General features: G+C 66.4%; 17 protein-coding genes. 7 read left to right on the forward strand and 10 right to left on the reverse strand.

The features are described from left to right. Positions 1-48 precede the first annotated feature (48 nt). On the forward strand, positions 49-1311 hold the full coding sequence (locus EB75_RS13230) for an HNH endonuclease (protein WP_083612225.1): 1263 nt from the start codon (positions 49-51) through the stop codon (positions 1309-1311). Between the two features lie 12 nt (positions 1312-1323). Here EB75_RS13230 and EB75_RS13235 read toward each other — a convergent pair whose 3' ends face one another. Together EB75_RS13235 and lpqN are read right to left on the reverse strand one after the other, a co-directional pair. Then, positions 1324-2313, reverse strand: a complete 990-nt coding sequence (locus EB75_RS13235) for a linear amide C-N hydrolase (protein ID WP_083612227.1) — start codon at positions 2311-2313, stop codon at positions 1324-1326. A 393-nt stretch (positions 2314-2706) separates the two neighbouring features. Next, the gene (gene lpqN, locus EB75_RS13245; protein ID WP_353651651.1) at positions 2707-3357 is read right to left on the reverse strand and encodes an envelope biogenesis lipoprotein LpqN; all 651 of its coding nucleotides are present in this window, start codon (positions 3355-3357) and stop codon (positions 2707-2709) included. 192 nt (positions 3358-3549) lie between these two features. Between lpqN and EB75_RS13250 the strand changes: the two genes are divergently transcribed. The 5 genes from EB75_RS13250 to EB75_RS13270 all read left to right on the forward strand — a co-directional run bounded on the left by EB75_RS13250 (position 3550) and on the right by EB75_RS13270 (position 6902). Continuing rightward, positions 3550-4536, forward strand: coding sequence for an NAD-dependent epimerase/dehydratase family protein (locus EB75_RS13250; RefSeq protein ID WP_073695830.1), 987 nt, complete (start codon positions 3550-3552; stop codon positions 4534-4536). An 8-nt stretch (positions 4537-4544) separates the two neighbouring features. Continuing rightward, positions 4545-4979, forward strand: coding sequence for a VOC family protein (locus EB75_RS13255; RefSeq protein ID WP_073695884.1), 435 nt, complete (start codon positions 4545-4547; stop codon positions 4977-4979). Positions 4980-5009: 30 nt separating this feature from the next. Beyond that, complete coding sequence (locus EB75_RS13260; RefSeq protein ID WP_073695831.1) at positions 5010-5864, forward strand: polysaccharide deacetylase family protein; 855 nt, start codon at positions 5010-5012, stop codon at positions 5862-5864. Between the two features lie 139 nt (positions 5865-6003). Beyond that, positions 6004-6276 carry a hypothetical protein gene (locus EB75_RS13265; protein WP_073695832.1) on the forward strand — a complete coding sequence of 91 codons (273 nt, stop codon included), beginning with the start codon at positions 6004-6006 and terminating at the stop codon, positions 6274-6276. 89 nt (positions 6277-6365) lie between these two features. Then, positions 6366-6902: a lipoprotein LpqH gene (locus EB75_RS13270; RefSeq protein ID WP_073695833.1), complete on the forward strand. Its 537-nt coding sequence runs from the start codon at positions 6366-6368 to the stop codon at positions 6900-6902. 3 nt (positions 6903-6905) lie between these two features. On the opposite strand, the gene EB75_RS13275 is transcribed toward EB75_RS13270, so the two are convergent. The 8 genes from EB75_RS13275 to EB75_RS13310 form a co-directional block, all read right to left on the reverse strand. Then, the gene (locus EB75_RS13275) at positions 6906-8408 is read right to left on the reverse strand and encodes an amino acid permease (RefSeq protein ID WP_073695834.1); all 1503 of its coding nucleotides are present in this window, start codon (positions 8406-8408) and stop codon (positions 6906-6908) included. Then, the gene (locus EB75_RS13280; RefSeq protein ID WP_073695835.1) at positions 8408-9478 is read right to left on the reverse strand and encodes a Glu/Leu/Phe/Val dehydrogenase dimerization domain-containing protein; all 1071 of its coding nucleotides are present in this window, start codon (positions 9476-9478) and stop codon (positions 8408-8410) included. Before EB75_RS13280 ends, EB75_RS13275 begins: the two co-directional genes overlap by 1 nt. A gap of 89 nt (positions 9479-9567) precedes the next feature. Further along, complete coding sequence (locus EB75_RS13285; protein WP_174557664.1) at positions 9568-13056, reverse strand: indolepyruvate ferredoxin oxidoreductase family protein; 3489 nt, start codon at positions 13054-13056, stop codon at positions 9568-9570. A 163-nt stretch (positions 13057-13219) separates the two neighbouring features. Beyond that, a complete protein-coding gene (locus EB75_RS13290) occupies positions 13220-13702 on the reverse strand; it encodes an Lrp/AsnC family transcriptional regulator (RefSeq protein WP_073695836.1) in 483 nt (160 codons plus the stop codon). A 29-nt stretch (positions 13703-13731) separates the two neighbouring features. Continuing rightward, a complete protein-coding gene (locus EB75_RS13295; protein ID WP_073695837.1) occupies positions 13732-14211 on the reverse strand; it encodes an OsmC family protein in 480 nt (159 codons plus the stop codon). 59 nt (positions 14212-14270) lie between these two features. Beyond that, a complete protein-coding gene (locus EB75_RS13300) occupies positions 14271-15158 on the reverse strand; it encodes a hypothetical protein (protein WP_073695838.1) in 888 nt (295 codons plus the stop codon). A gap of 5 nt (positions 15159-15163) precedes the next feature. After that, positions 15164-15988 (reverse strand): PE-PPE domain-containing protein, encoded by an 825-nt coding sequence (locus EB75_RS13305; RefSeq protein WP_073695839.1) that lies wholly within the window; start codon positions 15986-15988, stop codon positions 15164-15166. 280 nt (positions 15989-16268) lie between these two features. Then, the gene (locus EB75_RS13310) at positions 16269-16742 is read right to left on the reverse strand and encodes a GtrA family protein (protein WP_073695840.1); all 474 of its coding nucleotides are present in this window, start codon (positions 16740-16742) and stop codon (positions 16269-16271) included. Between the two features lie 91 nt (positions 16743-16833). Between EB75_RS13310 and EB75_RS13315 the strand changes: the two genes are divergently transcribed. After that, positions 16834-17427 carry a cadmium resistance transporter gene (locus EB75_RS13315; protein WP_073695886.1) on the forward strand — a complete coding sequence of 198 codons (594 nt, stop codon included), beginning with the start codon at positions 16834-16836 and terminating at the stop codon, positions 17425-17427. Positions 17428-17474 lie beyond the last annotated feature (47 nt).

Genomic DNA, 17474 nt, shown 5'->3' on the forward strand with positions numbered 1-17474 from the left:
GCGGACGAGTGGTGGCGCGTGTCACACCCCCGTGGCATAATCGAACGTATGAGCGAAAGTCTGGTGGTGGACCCCGACGCTGATGACGCGGCGTTGTGGGGTCGCATGACCGAGCTCGAGCGGGTGAAGTCGGCCGCGGCGGCGGAGCAGGCCCGGATTGCGGCGGCGTTGGAGGCCCGCCGGGTCGCGGCGGCGCGGGCGGGTGGGCCGCGGGTGTCCCGGGCGGCGTTGGGTTCGGAGATCGGGTTGGCGCGGCATGAGTCGCCGCACCGGGGGGAGCGGCTCGCGGCGATGGCCCGGATGCTGACCGCGGATATGCCGTGCACGCTGGCGGCGTTGGAGTCGGGGGTGCTCTCGGAGCATCGGGCCGAGCTGATCACCAGGGAAGCGGCGTGCCTGTCGGGGTGGGATCGCCAGCTGCTCGATGTCGAGTTGTGTGGGGATCCGGCCGGGTTGGTGGGGTTGGGCCACGCCGAGATCACCGCCGAGGCCGCGCGGATCGCCTACGAGGTGGATCAGCAGAGCGTGCTGGAGAAGATGGCGCGGGCTCAGGCGTCGCGGCATGTGCGGTTCCGGGTGGCCCGGGACGGCATGATGGCGATGACGGTGCGGGTGCCGGCCGCGCAGGGCCAGCTGATGCGCCAGGCGCTCTCGCGCGAGGCCGCGGCAGCCGTTGCGGCGGGGTCGGGGCGCAGCCGTGGCCAGGTCATGGCCGATGTGGTGGTCGAGCGGGTCACCGGCTGTGACCCGGTGGCGCCGGTGCCGGTGACCGCGAATCTGGTGCTCTCGGATGAGACGCTGCTGACCGGAGGTGAGCAGCCCGCGCACCTGGACGGGTATGGGCCGATTCCGGCGGCGTTGGCGCGGGACTGGGTGCTGGCCGCGGCCGCCGAGGGCGTGGCGGCGTTGCGCCGGTTGTATGCCCAGCCGGGCACGAACAAGTTGGTGGCGATGGAGTCGACGGCGCGGGCGTTTCCGAAAGCGCTGGCGACGTTCATCGGGTTGCGCGATCAGCTGTGCCGGACCCCGTACTGCAATGCCCGGATTCGGCATACCGACCACGTCAGGCCGCACGCCCACCACGGACCGACCAGCGCCCACAACGGGGACGGGTTGTGTGAGCACTGCAATTACGTCAAAGAAGAACCCGGCTGGCAGGCCGCGGCGACCTATGACCGGTACGGCCGGCACACCATCGCACTGACCACCCCATCAGGCGCGGTGTACACCTCCACCGCACCGCCGACACCGCAGGGGCTGCGCATCTTCACCCGCGACGTCCACATCGCGCGGATCAACCCGGCCGCATGACGTCAATGACGGTCAGTTGGGCGCGAGGAATGCGATTGGCGCAGTGCTGGTCAGGTCAGCATCGACATTGCCGATGATGGAGTAATTGTGTTCCACGGCAACAGACCTGACGCCGGAATGCGCGTCGAAGTTCAGCTGGTTCAGGTTGAGCCACACGATGTTTGGGCTCAGAGCGGATTCGAAGTAGTAGATCTTGTTCGTTGAATCAGCGACGGACCGCCAATACGTCGGCGATAGATTGGGGTGGGCCGGGTCGGCGGTGCCCCACGGAACCGACACGTTGCGGATCACGCTCAGAACCCCTGCGACAGCTTGACGTTCGTCTGTTGTCTGGGGCAGTTGGCTCAGGTAGTACGAGGCGCGGACAAATCGATCCTCGGACTGGATCGACCCCGGCAGGTTGACGTTGCGGTCCCGGCCTTCCCATCCGGCGTTCAGAGCGAGTTGCTGATCGTAGGTCGGGCTGTTCGTCATGACTTGGTATTGGCGGCCGTGGTGGATGACGGGCTTGCCGCCGAGGTACTCGATGACGGCGGAATCGCCGGTTGCGTCTGACACGGACAAGTGCACGACCGAGGGCTCATCGCCGTGGGGGCCGAATTTCAGTGGCGCGATGTAGATCGCCGGATTGGTGAAGGCGTCCACTACCTCATCCACAGTGGCGAAGCTGGTGAGCACGTACTGCACCCATCCGGTGACCGAGAGCCGCGGGCGGTTGTCTGTTGGCGCCGGCCCGAAGTCCGCCTCACCCAGATACAGCAGATTGGCAACCAGGCCGGTCTCATTCATCCCGTCGAAGACCCCATCGATCGGCCCGCTCGGATTGGTGGTTCCCGCGACCTGGACCGCGCCATATCTCGCGGTCCAGGCCAGCGAGTTGACGCCGCCGGCGCCGTCCTGCGTGAGCCCGCGCGGAATTGCGTAGAGGTGTGAATTGAACGAGTACGGCCAGTCCATGGATCTGCCGGTGATGACCATGCCGTCCGGGCCCAGCCACGTCACTCTGCTGCAGATGGCGTCACCTTCTCTCGATTACCTGAGCGACCACGGTCGCCGGTGACTACGGCCAGGTGCCGGGACGGGGCGCCGGACCGCCGGGCGGCGCGGGCGTCCGTGCTGCGCCTGGCACCGGTGTGTTCTGCAGCGCGCCCAGGCACAGACCGAGTCGTCCTGGGAGACAAGGAATGTTGCCCGAACCGCCGTAGCTGTTGTTCGGTTGGTTCTGCGACCAGCAGATCCCCGTGCGCGGATCGAGTATGGTCCCGCCCGCGCACGGCGCCGTCGATGCGGTCGGTGGATTTCCCCATGGGGCTGATAGCAGCAGAACCCCACTGCAGATGGAGACCGCCAGCAAGTTGGACGACCGGAACCGCAAGTTCATGGTTGTGCTTCTCCCTACGCGGTGATCTTGGTCTGGGCTTCGATCACGTCGGCGGCATCGATCACGACTTGTTCCTGGCCCTGAAGGGCGTCGGCGTTGAGCTGCAGGACGAACAGGGCATCTTTGCCCGGAATGATCACCGTCTTCTGCGCGACGACCCTCGCCTTGCCCTCATGGGTATACGTACCTGCCGACTGGATGGCCTCGAAGCCGCTCAGTGAGCTCTTCTCCGGCTCGCCGAGCGGCTTGAAGTCCGGCAGATTCAACAGCTGGCTGGGTGCGTATTTGAGGATCATCGCCGGATCGACGTTGCCGGTCAGTTTCGAGGCGATGGCGATCATGGTCGGCGGATCACTCGGATCTGCCGGCTTGTCGTAAACGATTGCGCCGTAAGCCCACGGCGGAGTCTTGTCGCCGGCACTACTCCAACCCGGCGGGAATGGAAAATCGAAGTCCGGAGTGCCGGGATCGTTGGGCTTGATCGGCGTCTCGGCAATGTTGTTCTCGGTGATGTAGTCGTTGATCGTCTTGTTGGGGCCGGCGATGTTCGGTCTGGAAGACGTTGTGACATTGGCTGATCCCGACGGCGATGCTGAATTCGACGTGGCGGGTGCGGTTTTCGGAGAGGCGCTGCAACCCGACAATATGATCGCCAGGGTCGCCAATCCCGCCGTCGCCGTGGTCAGGACTCTTGTCATCGGCCACCAACTCCTCGTGTCGATTGCGCTTGGCGCGCAGCGTATCCCTAAATTAACTCTTGCGTCAGATAATTGAGTGGCGCCCGCCGTATTTCTGGTTACCGTGACGCCGTACTAGCGTCAGGGGAGCTGTAGTTCATTTTCGGAGGGGGAGGCGTCATGCGGGTCCTGGTCACGGGCGGAACCGGATTTGTCGGTGGGTGGAGCGCGAAAGCCATTGCAGACAAGGGACATTCGGTCCGCTTCCTGGTGCGTAACCCCGCCCGGTTGCAGACCAGCGTCGCCAAGTTGGGCGTCGATGTCTCCGACCACGTCGTCGGTGACATCACCGACCGCGACTCGGTACTGCGCGCGCTGGACGGGTGCGACGCGGTGCTGCACGCCGCTGCTCTGGTGGCGACCGATCCGAACCAGACCGCACAGATGCTGAGCACCAACATGGACGGTGCGCGCAACGTGTTGGGCGGCGCCGTAGAACTCGGGCTCGACCCGATCATCCATGTCTCCAGCATCACGGCGCTGTTCAACCCCGACGTCGACAAGCTGGAAGCCGACCTCCCGGTCTTCGGCGGCACGGACGGCTACGGGCGATCCAAGGCCCAGGTCGAGATCTATGCCCGCGGCATGCAGGACGCCGGCGCGCCCGTGAACATCACCTACCCCGGCATGGTCATGGGGCCGCCGGTCGGGAACCAGTTCGGCGAAGCCGGTGAGGGCGTGGCTCAGGCACTTGCGCTCGGCGCGATTCCGGGGCGCAGCGCGGCCTGGACCGTCGTCGACGGTCGCGATCTGGCCGACCTGCACTCGGCGCTGTTGGAGCCCGGCAAGGGCCCGCGTCGCTACATGGCCGGCGGTCACCGGATCCCGGTGGACGAGCTGGCGCGGTTGCTGACCGAGGTCGGCGACAAGACCATGCTGTCGGTTCCGGTACCCGACACCGTGCTGCGCTTGGCGGGGCAGGTACTGGACCGGCTGGGCCCGTTCCTGCCGTTCCAGACACCGTTCACGGAGGCCGGTATGCAGTACTACACGCAGATGCCGGCGTCGGACGATACGCCGAGCGAGCGCGACCTGGGTGTCACCTACCGTGATCCGCGTATCACGTTGGCCGACACCGTCGCCGGACTGCGCAACCTCGACCGCTGAGGCGAATGATGGCTGCTGTCAAGAAGTTTCAAGTCACCTTCGACTGCGCGGTACCCGAACGCGTCGCCCGGTTCTGGTGCGACGTGCTCGGGTACGTCGTACCAGAACCGCCACCCGGATTCACGTCATGGGACGACTTCGACCGCGCCCTGCCACCTGAGCATCAGGGTTCGAAGTTCGCCTGCGTCGACCCTGACGGGGTCGGTCCACGCCTGTTCTTCCAGCGTGTGCCTGAAGGCAAGGCGGTGAAGAACCGGGTGCACCTGGACGTGCGGGTTGCGACAGGGCTCGTGGGCGACGAGCGGCTCGCGGCGCTCGAGGCGGAGTGCACCCGGCTGGTCGCGCTGGGCGCGGTCCGCGTGCGATTGCTGCCCGCTGACGACATCAACCAGTCGTGCATCGTCATGCAGGACGTCGAGGGAAACGAGTTCTGCCTCGACTGATTGCCAGGAACTACTGATACCTTGCGGGCCGTGTCCGTGCTGAACCGAAGAGCCTTCCTGGTCGGCCTCGGGGCAGCGATCACCGTTCCGCCGGTGGTGGCGACCATCGAGGTGGCCCGAACGACGCTGGCCGCCTCCTTGACGGCGCCCCATGCCGTGGCATCGGTGCCTCCGCCGCCGGACCTGGCCGGGGCCGCGAGGCCGGGGACACCGGAGCTGCTACCCCCACCGCCGGCCGCCGCACGCGTCGCACTGCCCGGTACCGGGGTGTTGACCGTCCTTCCTGGCCAGGGTGATCTGCTCGCCCTGACTGTCGACGACGGCGTCGACAGCAACGTCGTGCGGCTGTACACCCAGTTCGCCAAGGACTCCGGCATCCGGCTGACGTTTTTCGTCAACGGCACATATCGGTCCTGGACCGACAACGCATCCTTTCTCCGGCCGCTGGTCGAGTCAGGGCAGATCCAGCTGGGCAACCACACCTGGTCGCATCCAGACCTCACCACGTTGTCACCCGCGCAGATCGCGGACCAGATCCAGCGCAATCATGCGTTCCTGTCCAACACCTTCGGCGTCGACGCCCGCCCGTATCTGCGACCACCGTACGGCCGGCACAACGCCGCGGTTCGGGCCGTCGCCGCCGACCTCGGCTACACCCTCACGACCATGTGGACGGGTTCGCTCGCGGACTCCACCGTCATCACCGAGGACTACATCGTGAAGATGGCGAATACGCATTTCCGGCCCCAGAGCATCGTCCTCGGCCATCTCAACCATGCTCCGGTGACCCATGTCTTCGATCGTCTCGCCGATGTCGTCTGCACCCGAAAGCTGCGCACGGTCACCTTCAACGACGTTTTTCTGCCCAGTCACCCGACGCCTTGAACCACAGTCCGTTTAGGACTGCCACCGTGGGGTATCCAAGACCTGCCTACGGCGCAAGGTTCGCTCTTTCGAGAGTCGGAACAAGCTCGTTCGCCGCGGACCTTGACGCGTGAGGCGCAGTCAAGGCAAGGACGAAGCAATGACCATCAAACGACTAGCCGTCGCAGTTGCCGTCGCCGGCAGCCTGGCCACGGGCATATTCGGCGTGGCCGGTGGCATCGCGACCGTATCTCCGAATGCCCTGGGCACCGGCGTTGCCGCCGCTGAACCGAACGTCCCTCCGGCGATCCCGCCACCATGGGCGCCGGTCCAGCCGAACCCACCCTGGTGGGCACCTGGCGCGTCCGTGGTGTGGAGCCCGGCCATCGAGCGATGGGGCTTCTGGTGGTTCGGCAATTTCATCCCGATGTAGAGATGTTGCCGTAGCCGCTGGATAGGAGCCGGCCGTCGCATCTCAGAAAAGAAATGCGGCGGCCGGTTCATCGGCGTAGATGTGGTGGGGTGAGGAAACCAGCGGTAATCGGTGCTGCGGGCACCGCGATCGTCATCGGGATCGCCGGGGTCGGCTGTTCGGGCGAGAAACCGTCGTCGGAGACGACGAGCTCGACCAGTACTTCGACCAGCAGCACCAAGAAGAGCACGACGCCGTCGTCCAGCACAGCTGCCTCATCCACTGAGCCCGCCACCGGCAATCCGCCGCCCGGTCAAGCCGAGGTGACCGTCGACGGTGTGCGCCGGAACATCACTGGCAATGTGGTCTGCACCAACGCCGTCGGCAACTTCAACATCGCCATCGGTCAGCAGGTTTCCGGCGTCGCGGTGGTGCTGACGCCCGACGCCAAGACCGTGCATTCGGTGATCCTGGGTAACGTCAACGGCGTCATTCTGGGCTACCAGCAGGGCATGACGGGCGGCGAGGCCACCGCGTCCAAGGACGGCGACACCTACACCATCAGCGGTACCGCTACCGGGGTTACGGCAGCGATACCGCCTGCCATGGTGACCAAGCCATTCGAGGTCCGAGTCACCTGCAAATGAGGGTCAGGCCGCTATCTGCGTGACGTTGAGGTGCTTGTGCGCCTCGGTCTTCCGCTGCGCCATCATCGAATGGGTTCTGCCGTAGACGAAGTAGAGCACCACGCCGATTGCCATCCAGATCAGGAACCGCAGCCAGGTCTCGACCTCCAGGTTGAGCATCAGCCACAGGCATGACAGCGCGGCCAGGATCGGGACCACCGGCACGAAGGGCACGCGGAAGCCGCGCTTGAGATCGGGCCGGGTCTTGCGCAGGATCGGGACGCCGATGGCGACCAGGATGAACGCGACAAGGGTGCCGATGTTGACGAGGCCTGCCAGCGTGCCGAAGTCGACGAATGCCGCGAGCACCGCGCAGACCACGCCCACGATGACGGTCAACCGCACGGGGGTGCCGTGCTTCCCGGTGTGCGCGAGCTTCCGGGGGAGCAGGCCGTCGCGGGACATCGCGAACAGCACCCGGGTCTGGCCGAGGAACATGACCATGACGACGGTCGACAGCCCGGCGAGCGCGCCGATCGAGATGATGTTCTTGGTCCAGGTGGCGCCATGGATCGCGAATGCCGTTGCGAGGGTGGCGTTTTCCCCCTGCAGCTGCGTGTACGAGACCATGCCGGTGAGGACGAACGAGACGGCGACGTAGCAGACGGTGACGATGGCCAGTGCACCGAAGATGCCGCGGGGGACGTCGCGCTGCGGGTTGCGGGTCTCTTCGGCGGCCGTGGCGACCACGTCGAATCCGATGAAGGCGAAGAACGCGATGCTGGCCGCGGTCAGCAGGCCGAGCCATCCGAAGCTGGTACCGCCAGTTCCGGTGAGCCAGGCCAGCATTGACTGGTGCACACCGTCTGCCTTCGCCGACGGCTGCGCCGCCGGGATGAACGGGGTGAGGTTCGAGGCCTTGAAGTAGGTGGCACCGACGACGAGGATCAGCACGATCACGGAGAGCTTGATCGCCACCGCGACAGCCGAAACCCGTGACGACAGTTTGGTTCCCGTCGCCAGGAGCACGCCGACGATCGCGATGATCACCAGCGCACCCCAGTCGAACTTGATGGACCCGACGTGCACGACGGGCGACACCGCGCCACCGAGAACTTCACCGAGATATTGCGACCAGCCTTTGGCGACAACAGCTACCGCGAGCGCAAACTCGAGAATCAGGTCCCAGCCGATGATCCACGCAACCAGTTCACCGAAGGTGGCGTAGGCGTAGGTGTAGGCGCTGCCGGCGACGGGGACAGTCGAGGCGAACTCCGCGTAACACAGCGCGGTGAGCCCGCACGTGATCGCAGCGATGACGAAGGCGATCGATACGGCCGGCCCCGCCATGTTGCCCGCGGTCTGAGCGGTAAGGGTGAAAATACCGGCGCCGATGACAACTGCCACGCCGAAAACAGTGAGATCCCTTGCCGTCAGGTCCTTCCGGAGCTTCGAGTCCGGTTCATCGGTATCCCGGATCGACTGCTCGACTGACTTGGTGCGGAACAACCCGCCGCCGGCGGCCATCAGATGGCTCCGTCGAGCCGGCGTTCGGCGAACAGGTTGGCGGCGGCACCGATGCTGATGCCGGCTTCGCGCGCGGTGGCGATGATGTCGCGGCACCGGTCGAAGATGCGGGTCACGTCGGCCTCGACAGTCGCGCGATCCACACCGTGCAACTCACCGGCGACCTGGATGAGGCCGCCGGCGTTGGCGACGAAGTCGGGTACCCAGGTGATCCCGCGACGGTCGAGCAGCAGCTCGACGTCCGGGGTCGCGAGCTGGTTGTTTGCGGCACCGCAAATCAGCTTCGCCTCGATGGTTTCAGCGCTCATAGGCGTCAGAGTAGCCCCGAGGGCACACGGCGCATAGACATCGACCGGGGCGTCGGCAACCGAGTTGAGCAGGCGCACCGACGGGTGGACGGTCGAGAGGCGCTGCAGGGCCGCGTCGTTCACGTCGGTGGCGTACACCTCGGCGCCATCGGCGAGCAGCAGGGCGATGAGTTCGCTGCCGACCTTGCCGACGCCTTCGACGCCGACGGTCCGTCCCGCCAACGTCGGTGCGCCCCAGACGGATTCGGCCCCCGCGCGCATGGCGTTGAACACGCCCAGCGCGGTCAGGCGGGCGCTGTCGCCGGAACCACCGGCCACGGTGCTGCGGCCGGTGACGTGCTCGGTGTACTTGCCCATGATGTCGAGGTCGTCGGTGTTGGTACCGACGTCGCCTGCGGTGACGTACCGTCCGCCCAGGGTGTTGACGTAGCGCGCAAAGGCCGCGAACAGCGCTTCGCTCTTGTCGCTGGTCGGGTCGCCGATGATGACGGACTTGCCGCCGCCCAGGTTCACGCCGGCCGCAGCGGCCTTGTAGGACATGCCCCACGACAGCCGCAGGACGTCCTCGAGTGCCTCGAATTCGTCGGCGTACGGGTACATGCGGCACCCGCCGAGTGCCGGGCCCAGCGCCGTCGAGTGGATGGCGATGATGGCCTTGAGGCCCGACTCGGCGTCCTCGCAGAACACCACCTGCTCGTGGCTACGGGAGCTCAACTTGTGCGAGCGACCGAAGACACCGGCGGGGGTAGATACAGCTGTCACTACTACTTCCTTTCTGGTGCCGCATGTTCGGCGGCATGGGGTGGTACTGCCGCATGTTCGGCGGCAGGACAGTTAGGGGTGGTGGGTGCTCAGGCTGTGATGCCGAGGTCGCGCAGCCGTGCCCGGTACAGCTCGACGTTGCCGAGCTTGACGTCCTCGTAGCCGCGCACGATGTCCGGCAGCCCGGCCGCTGCGACCGCCATGTTGTAGTTGTCGACGGTCAACTCGGCGGCGAGGCGGAGCACCATGTCGGTGTAGTGAGACAGCAACTGCCGCTCCACTTTCCGGACGTGCGCGTAGCCGAACGGATCCAGCTTGGTGCCGCGCAGCACCTTGGCCTTGGCCAGAAGCTTCAGTGCCACATGCGATTTCGGTCCGAAACCGACCTTCTTCGTGCGTCCCATCGCGCGCAGGGCGGGCGGATGCAGCCGGTAGGTGAGGTTCTCACCGCCGGGCACCTGGGCCTGCACCTCGGTCAGGAAGGCGGGGTCGACCAACAGTCGCGCGACTTCGTACTCGTCCTTGTACGCGGTGAACTTGTGCAGCCCACGCGCGACGGCCTCGCTGAACGCCGTGTCATCGGTGATGGTGCGCTCTGACTGCCAGATCGCCTGAACCGTTTCGACGTAGCGCCGCGCGACTTTCGCATTCTGGTAGCGCACCAACTCGCCGGCCCGCAGCTCGACCAGTCGGCGAACCTCACCGTCGAACGTGGTGCTTGCCAACAATTCTGGGCTCGCGACCGTCGGGGCGGCCTTCGGCCGCGCCGCGTCGACCGCGGCGGCGAACGCCGCCGGATCGGCGACCGCCACTCGGCCCCAGCGGAATGCGGCGACGTTGGCGGCGACCGCGACACCATTGATGCCGATGGCTTCCTCGATGCTGGCCTCGGGCAGGCGCAGTCCACCGGTCTGGAAGGCGGCGCCGACGACCAGGAAGTTGGCCGCCGCGGTGTTGCCGAACAGGGCCTCGGCTGCGGCGAGGGCATCGAAGTGGGTCAGCGTCCGGGTGTTGGCCGTCAGCCGGTCCAACAGCAACTGGGTTTCCGGGTACGCGACGGTCTTGTCGTACACCATGTCGCCGGTCGGGGTCTGGCTGGTCGAGGCGATGGCGATGGTGCGTTCAGCGCTGCCGTAGGCCAGGTTCCGGTTGTCGGTCGCGGTCAGCAGGTCGATCGCGATGATGCAGTCGGCGCTGCCCGAGGTGAGCCGGTTGGACGGTTCGAGTGCGCCCGTCGAGAACCGCAGGTGCGACACGACCGGTCCGGCCTTCTGGCTCAGGCCGATCTGGTCGAGGCTCTCCACCTCGTAGCCCGCACGCAATGCTGCGGTGGCCAGGACCTGGTTCACCGTCACGATCCCGGTGCCGCCGATGCCGGCCAGCAGCACGTTTTGGGTACCGATGGGGGTGGCGAGGCCCGGGTCGCTCACGCGGGGCGGGTCCGCCACCTTACGCCGGGATGTCTTGCGGCCCTTCTTGTCCGGCGTCAGCTCAACCGTGACGAATGACGGGCAATCGCCGTCGAGGCACGTGTAGTCGGTGTTGCACGAGGTCTGGTCGATGCGGGTCTTGCGGCCGAACTCGGTGTCGACGGGCTGCACGGACAGGCAGTTCGACTTGGTGCCGCAATCGCCGCAGCCTTCGCAGACAGCTTCGTTGATCACCACGCGGGTGTTGCGCGTGGGCAGCGTGCCGCGCTTGCGCTGGCGGCGCGCGTCGGCAGCGCAGTGCTGGTCGTAGATGAGGACGGTGACGCCCGGGATCTCGCGCAGCACCTTCTGCGCTTCATCGAGCCGGTCCCGGTGCCACAGCAGCGTGCCCTTCGCGAGGGCTTTCTTGTTGTGCCGCTTGGGTTCGTCGGCGCAGATGATGATCTGCTTGACGCCCTCGGCCGTCAGCTTGTGGGTGAGTCCTGCGACCACCAGTCCGCCCTCGACGTCCTGCGCGCCCGTCATGGCGACGACCTCGTTGTAGAGCAGCTTGTAGGTGATGTTGACCCCGGCCGCGATGCAGGCCTGCACCGCGAGCTGGCCGGAGTGGAAGAAGGTGCCGTCGCCGACGTTCTGGAACAGGTGCGGCACATCGGTGAACGGGGCCTGCCCGATCCACTGGCTACCCTCGCCGCCCATCTGGGTGAGGCCGACCACGGCGCTGTCGCTCCGGCCGGACATGGTGACCAGGGTGTGGCAACCGATGCCGCCGCCGCCGATCGAACCCTCGGGGATCGCGGTGGAGCGATTGTGCGGGCAGCCGCTGCAGAAGTACGCGGTTCGCTTGGCGGACAACACTTCCAGCGACAGAGCGGGTGGCGGCGTGCGCTTCAGCTCGACGTGGTCGCGCAGTACGCGGCGCAGGGGCGCGAGAACGCGGGTGGCGGTCAGCTCGCCGCCGAGCGGGAACAACGGCGCGCCCGCGGCGTCGTGCTTGCCGATGATCTGCGGGGCGCCGGCAGTGCCGTAAAGGATTTCGCGGATCTGGGTCTCGATGAAGGCGGTCTTGTCTTCGACGACGATCACCTGCTCGAGCCCGCGCGCGAACGCGCGGACCGATTCCTGCCCGACGGGGTAGGGCATCCCGATGCGCAGCAGGCGAATTCCGGCACGGTGCAGGGCCGCGTCGTCGACACCGAGGTCGAGCAGCGCCTGCCGGACCGCGTCGAACGTCGTGCCGGTGGCGGCGATGCCGACCTTCGCGCGGACCGGGTCGACTTCGAGCACGTCGAGGTTGTTGGCATCACCGAAGGCGCGCACGGTCGCCCAGCGCGGCCCGTAGAGGTCGGCTTCGGCGATCAGGCTGTCGGCAGGGGCGGCCATCGGGCGCTGCAGGTAGGTGAACGGCTTGCCGTCCCAGACGATTTCGGGCGTGGTGATGGCGAGATCGGCCACGTCGGCGTCGACGGTCCAGGCGCCGTCCGCGACGTCGGCGACGATCTTCATCGCGACGACGCAGCCCGAGGTGCGCGACAGCGCAACGCCCTGCATGCCCATCGTGATGATCTCTTCGGCATTTCGCGGGAACAACACTGGGATGCCGAGGGCCGCCAGCGACCGCTCGCTGACCGCGGGAACGGTCGACGACTTCGATGCGGGGTCGTCCCCCACCAGGAGCAGGACGCCACCGCGGGGGTTGACCCCGTACATGTTGGCGTGCCGCAGCGCGTCGGTTGCGCGGTCGACGCCGGGGCCCTTGCCGTACCAGACGCCGATGACGCCGTCGTGCGTGGCATTGCCGGAGGGGAGGTCGGTCTGGCTGCCCCAGACCGAGGTGGCGGCGAGCTCCTCGTTGAAGCCCGGGGTGAAGACGACGTCGTGCTCGGTGAGGACGCTCGGCATGCCCAGCAGCATCTTGTCGACGCCGCCGAGGGGGCTGCCCTGGTAGCCGGAGACGAAGGTCGCAACGCGGCGGCCGGCGCGGAGGTCGCGCACATGCTGTTCGACCATCATCCGGGCGATGGCCTGCACTCCGGTGAGGAGCACGGGGCCGGCGCCGGAGCGGTACCGGTCTTGAAGATCGTAGGGGGCGCCGGGCGCGGTGGGTTCCACTGCGGTGAGTTCGGATCGGGACAGAACACTGGTCACTGACAACCTCCACACTTTCCACAACCCAGATCGTGAGCTGCAAAGCGAGAACTAAAAGCAATCGGTGCAGCGAAATCTGCCGTGGAGTGTGATCTGCGTCAACAGTCAGCGAAAATGTTGATCAAACTGCTCAATTGTGACCTGGCGCACTGTGACGCACGCATCATTTTGCTCGACGCCCCGTCACGTACTGCACAAGGGGGAGCGATCGGTATTCGACGGGTGTCGCCATCGCCAGCATGGTTTCGGAGTGCTTCACCCCGTCGATCCGGTGCACCCGTTGGATGACACTGAGCAGTTCTTCCTGCGTCTGCGCCGCGATCCGGACCAGGAGGTCCGCCCGCCCCGTCGTGGCATGGACTTCCAGCACGTGGGGGATGTCGCGCAATGCCTCGATGATCGCGTCCATCTTGGTCTGGTCCGTCTCGACGAAGACCAACGCGTGCACCGCGAAGCCGAGTTCGGACAGATTGACGTTCGGCGGGTAGCCGCGAACGAGACCGGATTCCTCAAGCCGCTTCATGCGCGCCTGCACCGTGTTGCGGGCGACCTTCAGCCGCGACGCCAGCTCAAGGATCGGGGTCCGCGGGTCGGTCGCCAGCGCCGACAGCAGCGCCGAGTCGAGTGCGTCGATCTTGATGGCCATGCGCCATTTTCCCACGGGGGCAGGGCGGGTTACTCCGAATCAGCGACCGTCACCTGCGGTTCGCACCGAACGTCGAAGTTGACGGAATTGGCGATGAAACACAGATGGTGGGCACGCTCGTGGACATCGGTGAGAGCGTCTCGATGCCGGTCGTCGGCGATCTGGACGACTGGCCGCAGCACCACTTCGGTGAAATGTCCACCGCCGTCCGGGGTTTGGGTCATGGTGCCCGACGGGTGGTCGGTGTAGCCGGTCACGACGATGCCTTCTTGCGAACACAGGGCGAGCACCCACAGCATGTGGCACTGCGACAGCGAGACCACGAGCAGTTCCTCGGGGTTCCAGCGCTGCGGGTCGCCACGGAACGCCGGATCGGCGCTACCGAGAATCGTCGGTTTGCCGTCGGCCGTCACATCGTGCGCGCGGTCGTACTCGCGGTATCCAGAGGTCCCTGTGCCGGTGTTGCCGGTCCACGTCACGTCGAGTTCGTAGTGGTGCGTCTTCGCCATGGCGCTTCCCTTTCGTCGCTGCGGCGCGTACCTCCGTTCTAGCGCACGCGTACCGACCCTCAGTGTTTAGTGCGCCCGTGGTCGCCCTTCTCCTTGGACGCTTTGGAGGTGTCTGCCTTGGCCGCGCGCTTGGATTTCTTGGTGGGCGTGACCGGCTTGGCATCCTGTGGGTCGGCGGCAGCCGATTTGGGTGCCGTGGCGTGGTCACCCGGCTTCTTGGCTGCCGATTTGCGCTCGGTGGCGGTCGACTCGGCGGTCGTACCGGTCGAGGCCGCGGCGGCTGGCCGCGGCGCGTGGGTAAGGACATTGGCCAGGCTCTGGACCGACGACACGACGTTGGCAACCGCCGTCAACGGGTTCTGCCCGCTGAGCACGGTGCCTACTCCCGTGGTCGAGAGCGTGGCGACGGCGTAGTAGACGCCGACCGCTGCCCGCAGCACCCTGACGACATAGATCACCGGGGTCAGCGGCGCGAGGTGGGGCGCCAGCGTGGCCGTCACGGTCCGCGTCGCGCCGGCCGCGGCGGCGCCTGCCGAGCCGATTCCGCTGACCAACTGTTTCACCTGGGGCGAGGACGATGCGCCGGGAAACGCGGTGACCGCGCTGACCAGACTCTGCAGGTGCGCCGCCGTCGACGACACCTTCTCCACGGCCTCGTACTGGCCGGTGCTGGAGTCGACCTGTGCGCTCAGTACCAGCAGCGGGAAGTCCGGTGTCTGCCAATAGATCACGTCGGAGGCGACGGCCTTGGCCGCACCGCCGACGTTGCCGACATACCGAATCGGGCTGAAAGCGGCGTCGACGGCCGCCGCCGTGAGCGCGTACCGGTACTCGGCGCTGTGCACCGTCGGCGGGTGCGTCATCGGGAGAACCGGCGCGGTACTGGTGCCCACGACGGCTGCCGAGCACACCACCGACAGTGTCACGGCCTGCGTCTTGACCCACATGCGAATTACCTCCTCGATTCCCCGCCACTGCGAGATTTCCGAAAACCGAACCCCCGCTTGGGCTTCGGTGCCTTCTCTTTGTCTTGCTTCGAAATCGACGTGTCTGCGCTCTGGCGCGGCAGCGGGTTGGCCCTGCCCAGATCCTTTGCAGCCAGGGCGACGATCGACGGCCGGGACGCGGGTTCGCGAGGTGCGACCTGCGGGCGGCGGACGTATGCGCGGTCGATCTGCGGTCGGAGCAGAGCGTCGAGGAGAGACGTGTTCAGCCCGGCATCACGCAACGGCTGAGTGAGTGGCAGCCGGACCGTGCGCACGACGTAATGCGTGGTGGTGCCGCCGGCGACGTTGGTACGGACCGTTTTGAGGGTGCCCGGTGTCATCGGATTCGCCGCCGACCCGTAGTCGGTGTGCACGTATGCGATGCCCATCAGAGCGTTCAGGACGGCCAAATGTGTTGGCTTGTCGGGCCAGTCCGAGAATCCGTCGTACTCACGGACGATCTCGGTGGTGGAGTAGGCGCTTGGCATTGGCACGTTCGGCGCAAACAGTTGTAGTGCCCGATTCTTGGTGGTGATGCCGCCGGTGGCGTTCTGCGGGTCGCCGAAGGTCACGAATTGCAGGTTGTCCGAGGCACGCCGGCCAAGCGGATCTCGCAGTGAACGCGCGAGTTTGACGTAGTTCAGCACGATGGCGCCCTGGCTCAGTCCGGCGAGGGTGACGGCGGTGCCATCGCACAGGCAGGTACCCCGTAGGTAGAACGTGACGTCCGGTCTATCGCTCGATGCCGCCGCTGATGGGTGCGCGCCGATCGACACGCAGAGCGCGACCACGAAACCTATTGCACTGCAGCGGTTCAAACCGGCCACCGGGGCAGATTCCTATCTGTGTACGAGGAGGGGATTCTGGTTGATGCACAGAGCGGCCCACTCGAGCGACGTTGTCGCAGTGGTGACGTACTCGGGGACTTCGCTGATCGTTCAGCGGCGGTGATGTGCCCTGCCGTCCCCGACTACCCCCGTTTGGTACCTCAGTACAACTTGACCAGGCGAAATTAACACCGCTGCAGCATTTCTGCTCGCCATGAGATGCAGCTCACCGCAAGCGGGTGAGTCAGTGCCGGAACACAATCCAGCGCATCGCGGCATACATGTAGGCGGCCTCACAGGCGCCGGCAGTGATGCGGGCGACGTGGTACTCGACACCGAGTGCCGCCAGACCCGTCGACAAGCCCAGGATGAACGCCAGATAGTTCACCGCGACCACAACGACGTACACCGCGAGCTGCGGCCCGACCGCGGCGTGTGAGCTGAAGTTGAAGGTCCGATTCAGGACATAGCTGAGCCCGAACGCGCACGCGTAGGAGACCGTGACCGCCACGGCCAGCGGCAAGCCCAGCCCGTCCCGCAATCCGGTGAGCAACAACAGGTCGACCGCGAAGGTGCAACCGTTGATCAGCGCGAAACCCAGAAATGTCGGTGCGACAATCCTTTTCAGCCCGAACGGCAGCCGCCGGACCACCGCCTCGCAGGAGCGGTGGAATCCGTCGACGGTGCGCTGCAGGCTACTCGTCGAGTCGACGGTCACGCGCGCACTGTGTCATGGGTCGGCGTCGGCCAGGTAGCCGCGAGACGAACTCTGCGCGGCGGACCGGCGGCGTCCCGTAATGTCCACCGCGATGAGCGTCACCACCATCTCGTCGGCGGTCGCGACGTTCGCGGTCACCAACATCGATGATCTCGTGGTGCTCGCGGTGTTCTTCGGCCAGGCGCGTGGCCACCGCAGTGCGGCAACGAGGGTGATCGCCGGCCAGTACCTGGGCTTCGCCGCCATCGTGGCGGTCTCGATCGGCGCAGCGCTGCTCGGTGCCGCATTGCTGCCGACCGGCGTGCTGCCGTACCTCGGACTGCTGCCAATCATGTTGGGCCTCAAGGCGGCATGGGATGCATGGCGCCAGCGGCGCGACGGTGACCCGGAAGAAGCCGAGGGCCTGTCGGCGCCGTCCGCGCGGGGGACCTGGCAGGTCGCCGCCGTCACCTTCGCCAACGGCGGCGACAATCTCGGTGTCTATGTGCCGATGTTCGCGGTTGCGACCGTCGGCACCGTCGCAACGTACGTCGCCGTGTTTCTCCTCTGCGTGGGAGTGTGGTGCGCGGCCGGCCGATACCTGGCGTCCCACCCGGTCGTCGCCAAGACGTTCTCCCGCTGGGGGCACGTCATCCTGCCCGTCGTCCTCATCGCCATCGGGGTCGGCATCCTCGTCGGCAGCTAGGGACGTTCACGCGTTTTGCCGTCGGGATGTGAGCTGCGCGGTAAGTT

Origin of the sequence: Mycobacterium sp. ST-F2, assembly GCF_001905655.1 — a bacterium.
Taxonomy (GTDB): domain Bacteria; phylum Actinomycetota; class Actinomycetes; order Mycobacteriales; family Mycobacteriaceae; genus Mycobacterium.

Coding starts and splice junctions, on each gene's coding strand:
- EB75_RS13290 (WP_073695836.1), bottom strand. CDS start 13,702: ATGGCCATCAAGATCGACGCACTCGACTCGGCGCTGCTGTCGGCGCTG.
- EB75_RS13300 (WP_073695838.1), bottom strand. CDS start 15,158: ATGTGGGTCAAGACGCAGGCCGTGACACTGTCGGTGGTGTGCTCGGCA.
- EB75_RS13295 (WP_073695837.1), bottom strand. CDS start 14,211: ATGGCGAAGACGCACCACTACGAACTCGACGTGACGTGGACCGGCAAC.
- EB75_RS13230 (WP_083612225.1), top strand. CDS start 49: ATGAGCGAAAGTCTGGTGGTGGACCCCGACGCTGATGACGCGGCGTTG.
- EB75_RS13275 (WP_073695834.1), bottom strand. CDS start 8,408: ATGGCCGCCGGCGGCGGGTTGTTCCGCACCAAGTCAGTCGAGCAGTCG.
- EB75_RS13255 (WP_073695884.1), top strand. CDS start 4,545: ATGGCTGCTGTCAAGAAGTTTCAAGTCACCTTCGACTGCGCGGTACCC.
- EB75_RS13250 (WP_073695830.1), top strand. CDS start 3,550: ATGCGGGTCCTGGTCACGGGCGGAACCGGATTTGTCGGTGGGTGGAGC.
- EB75_RS13265 (WP_073695832.1), top strand. CDS start 6,004: ATGACCATCAAACGACTAGCCGTCGCAGTTGCCGTCGCCGGCAGCCTG.
- EB75_RS13315 (WP_073695886.1), top strand. CDS start 16,834: ATGAGCGTCACCACCATCTCGTCGGCGGTCGCGACGTTCGCGGTCACC.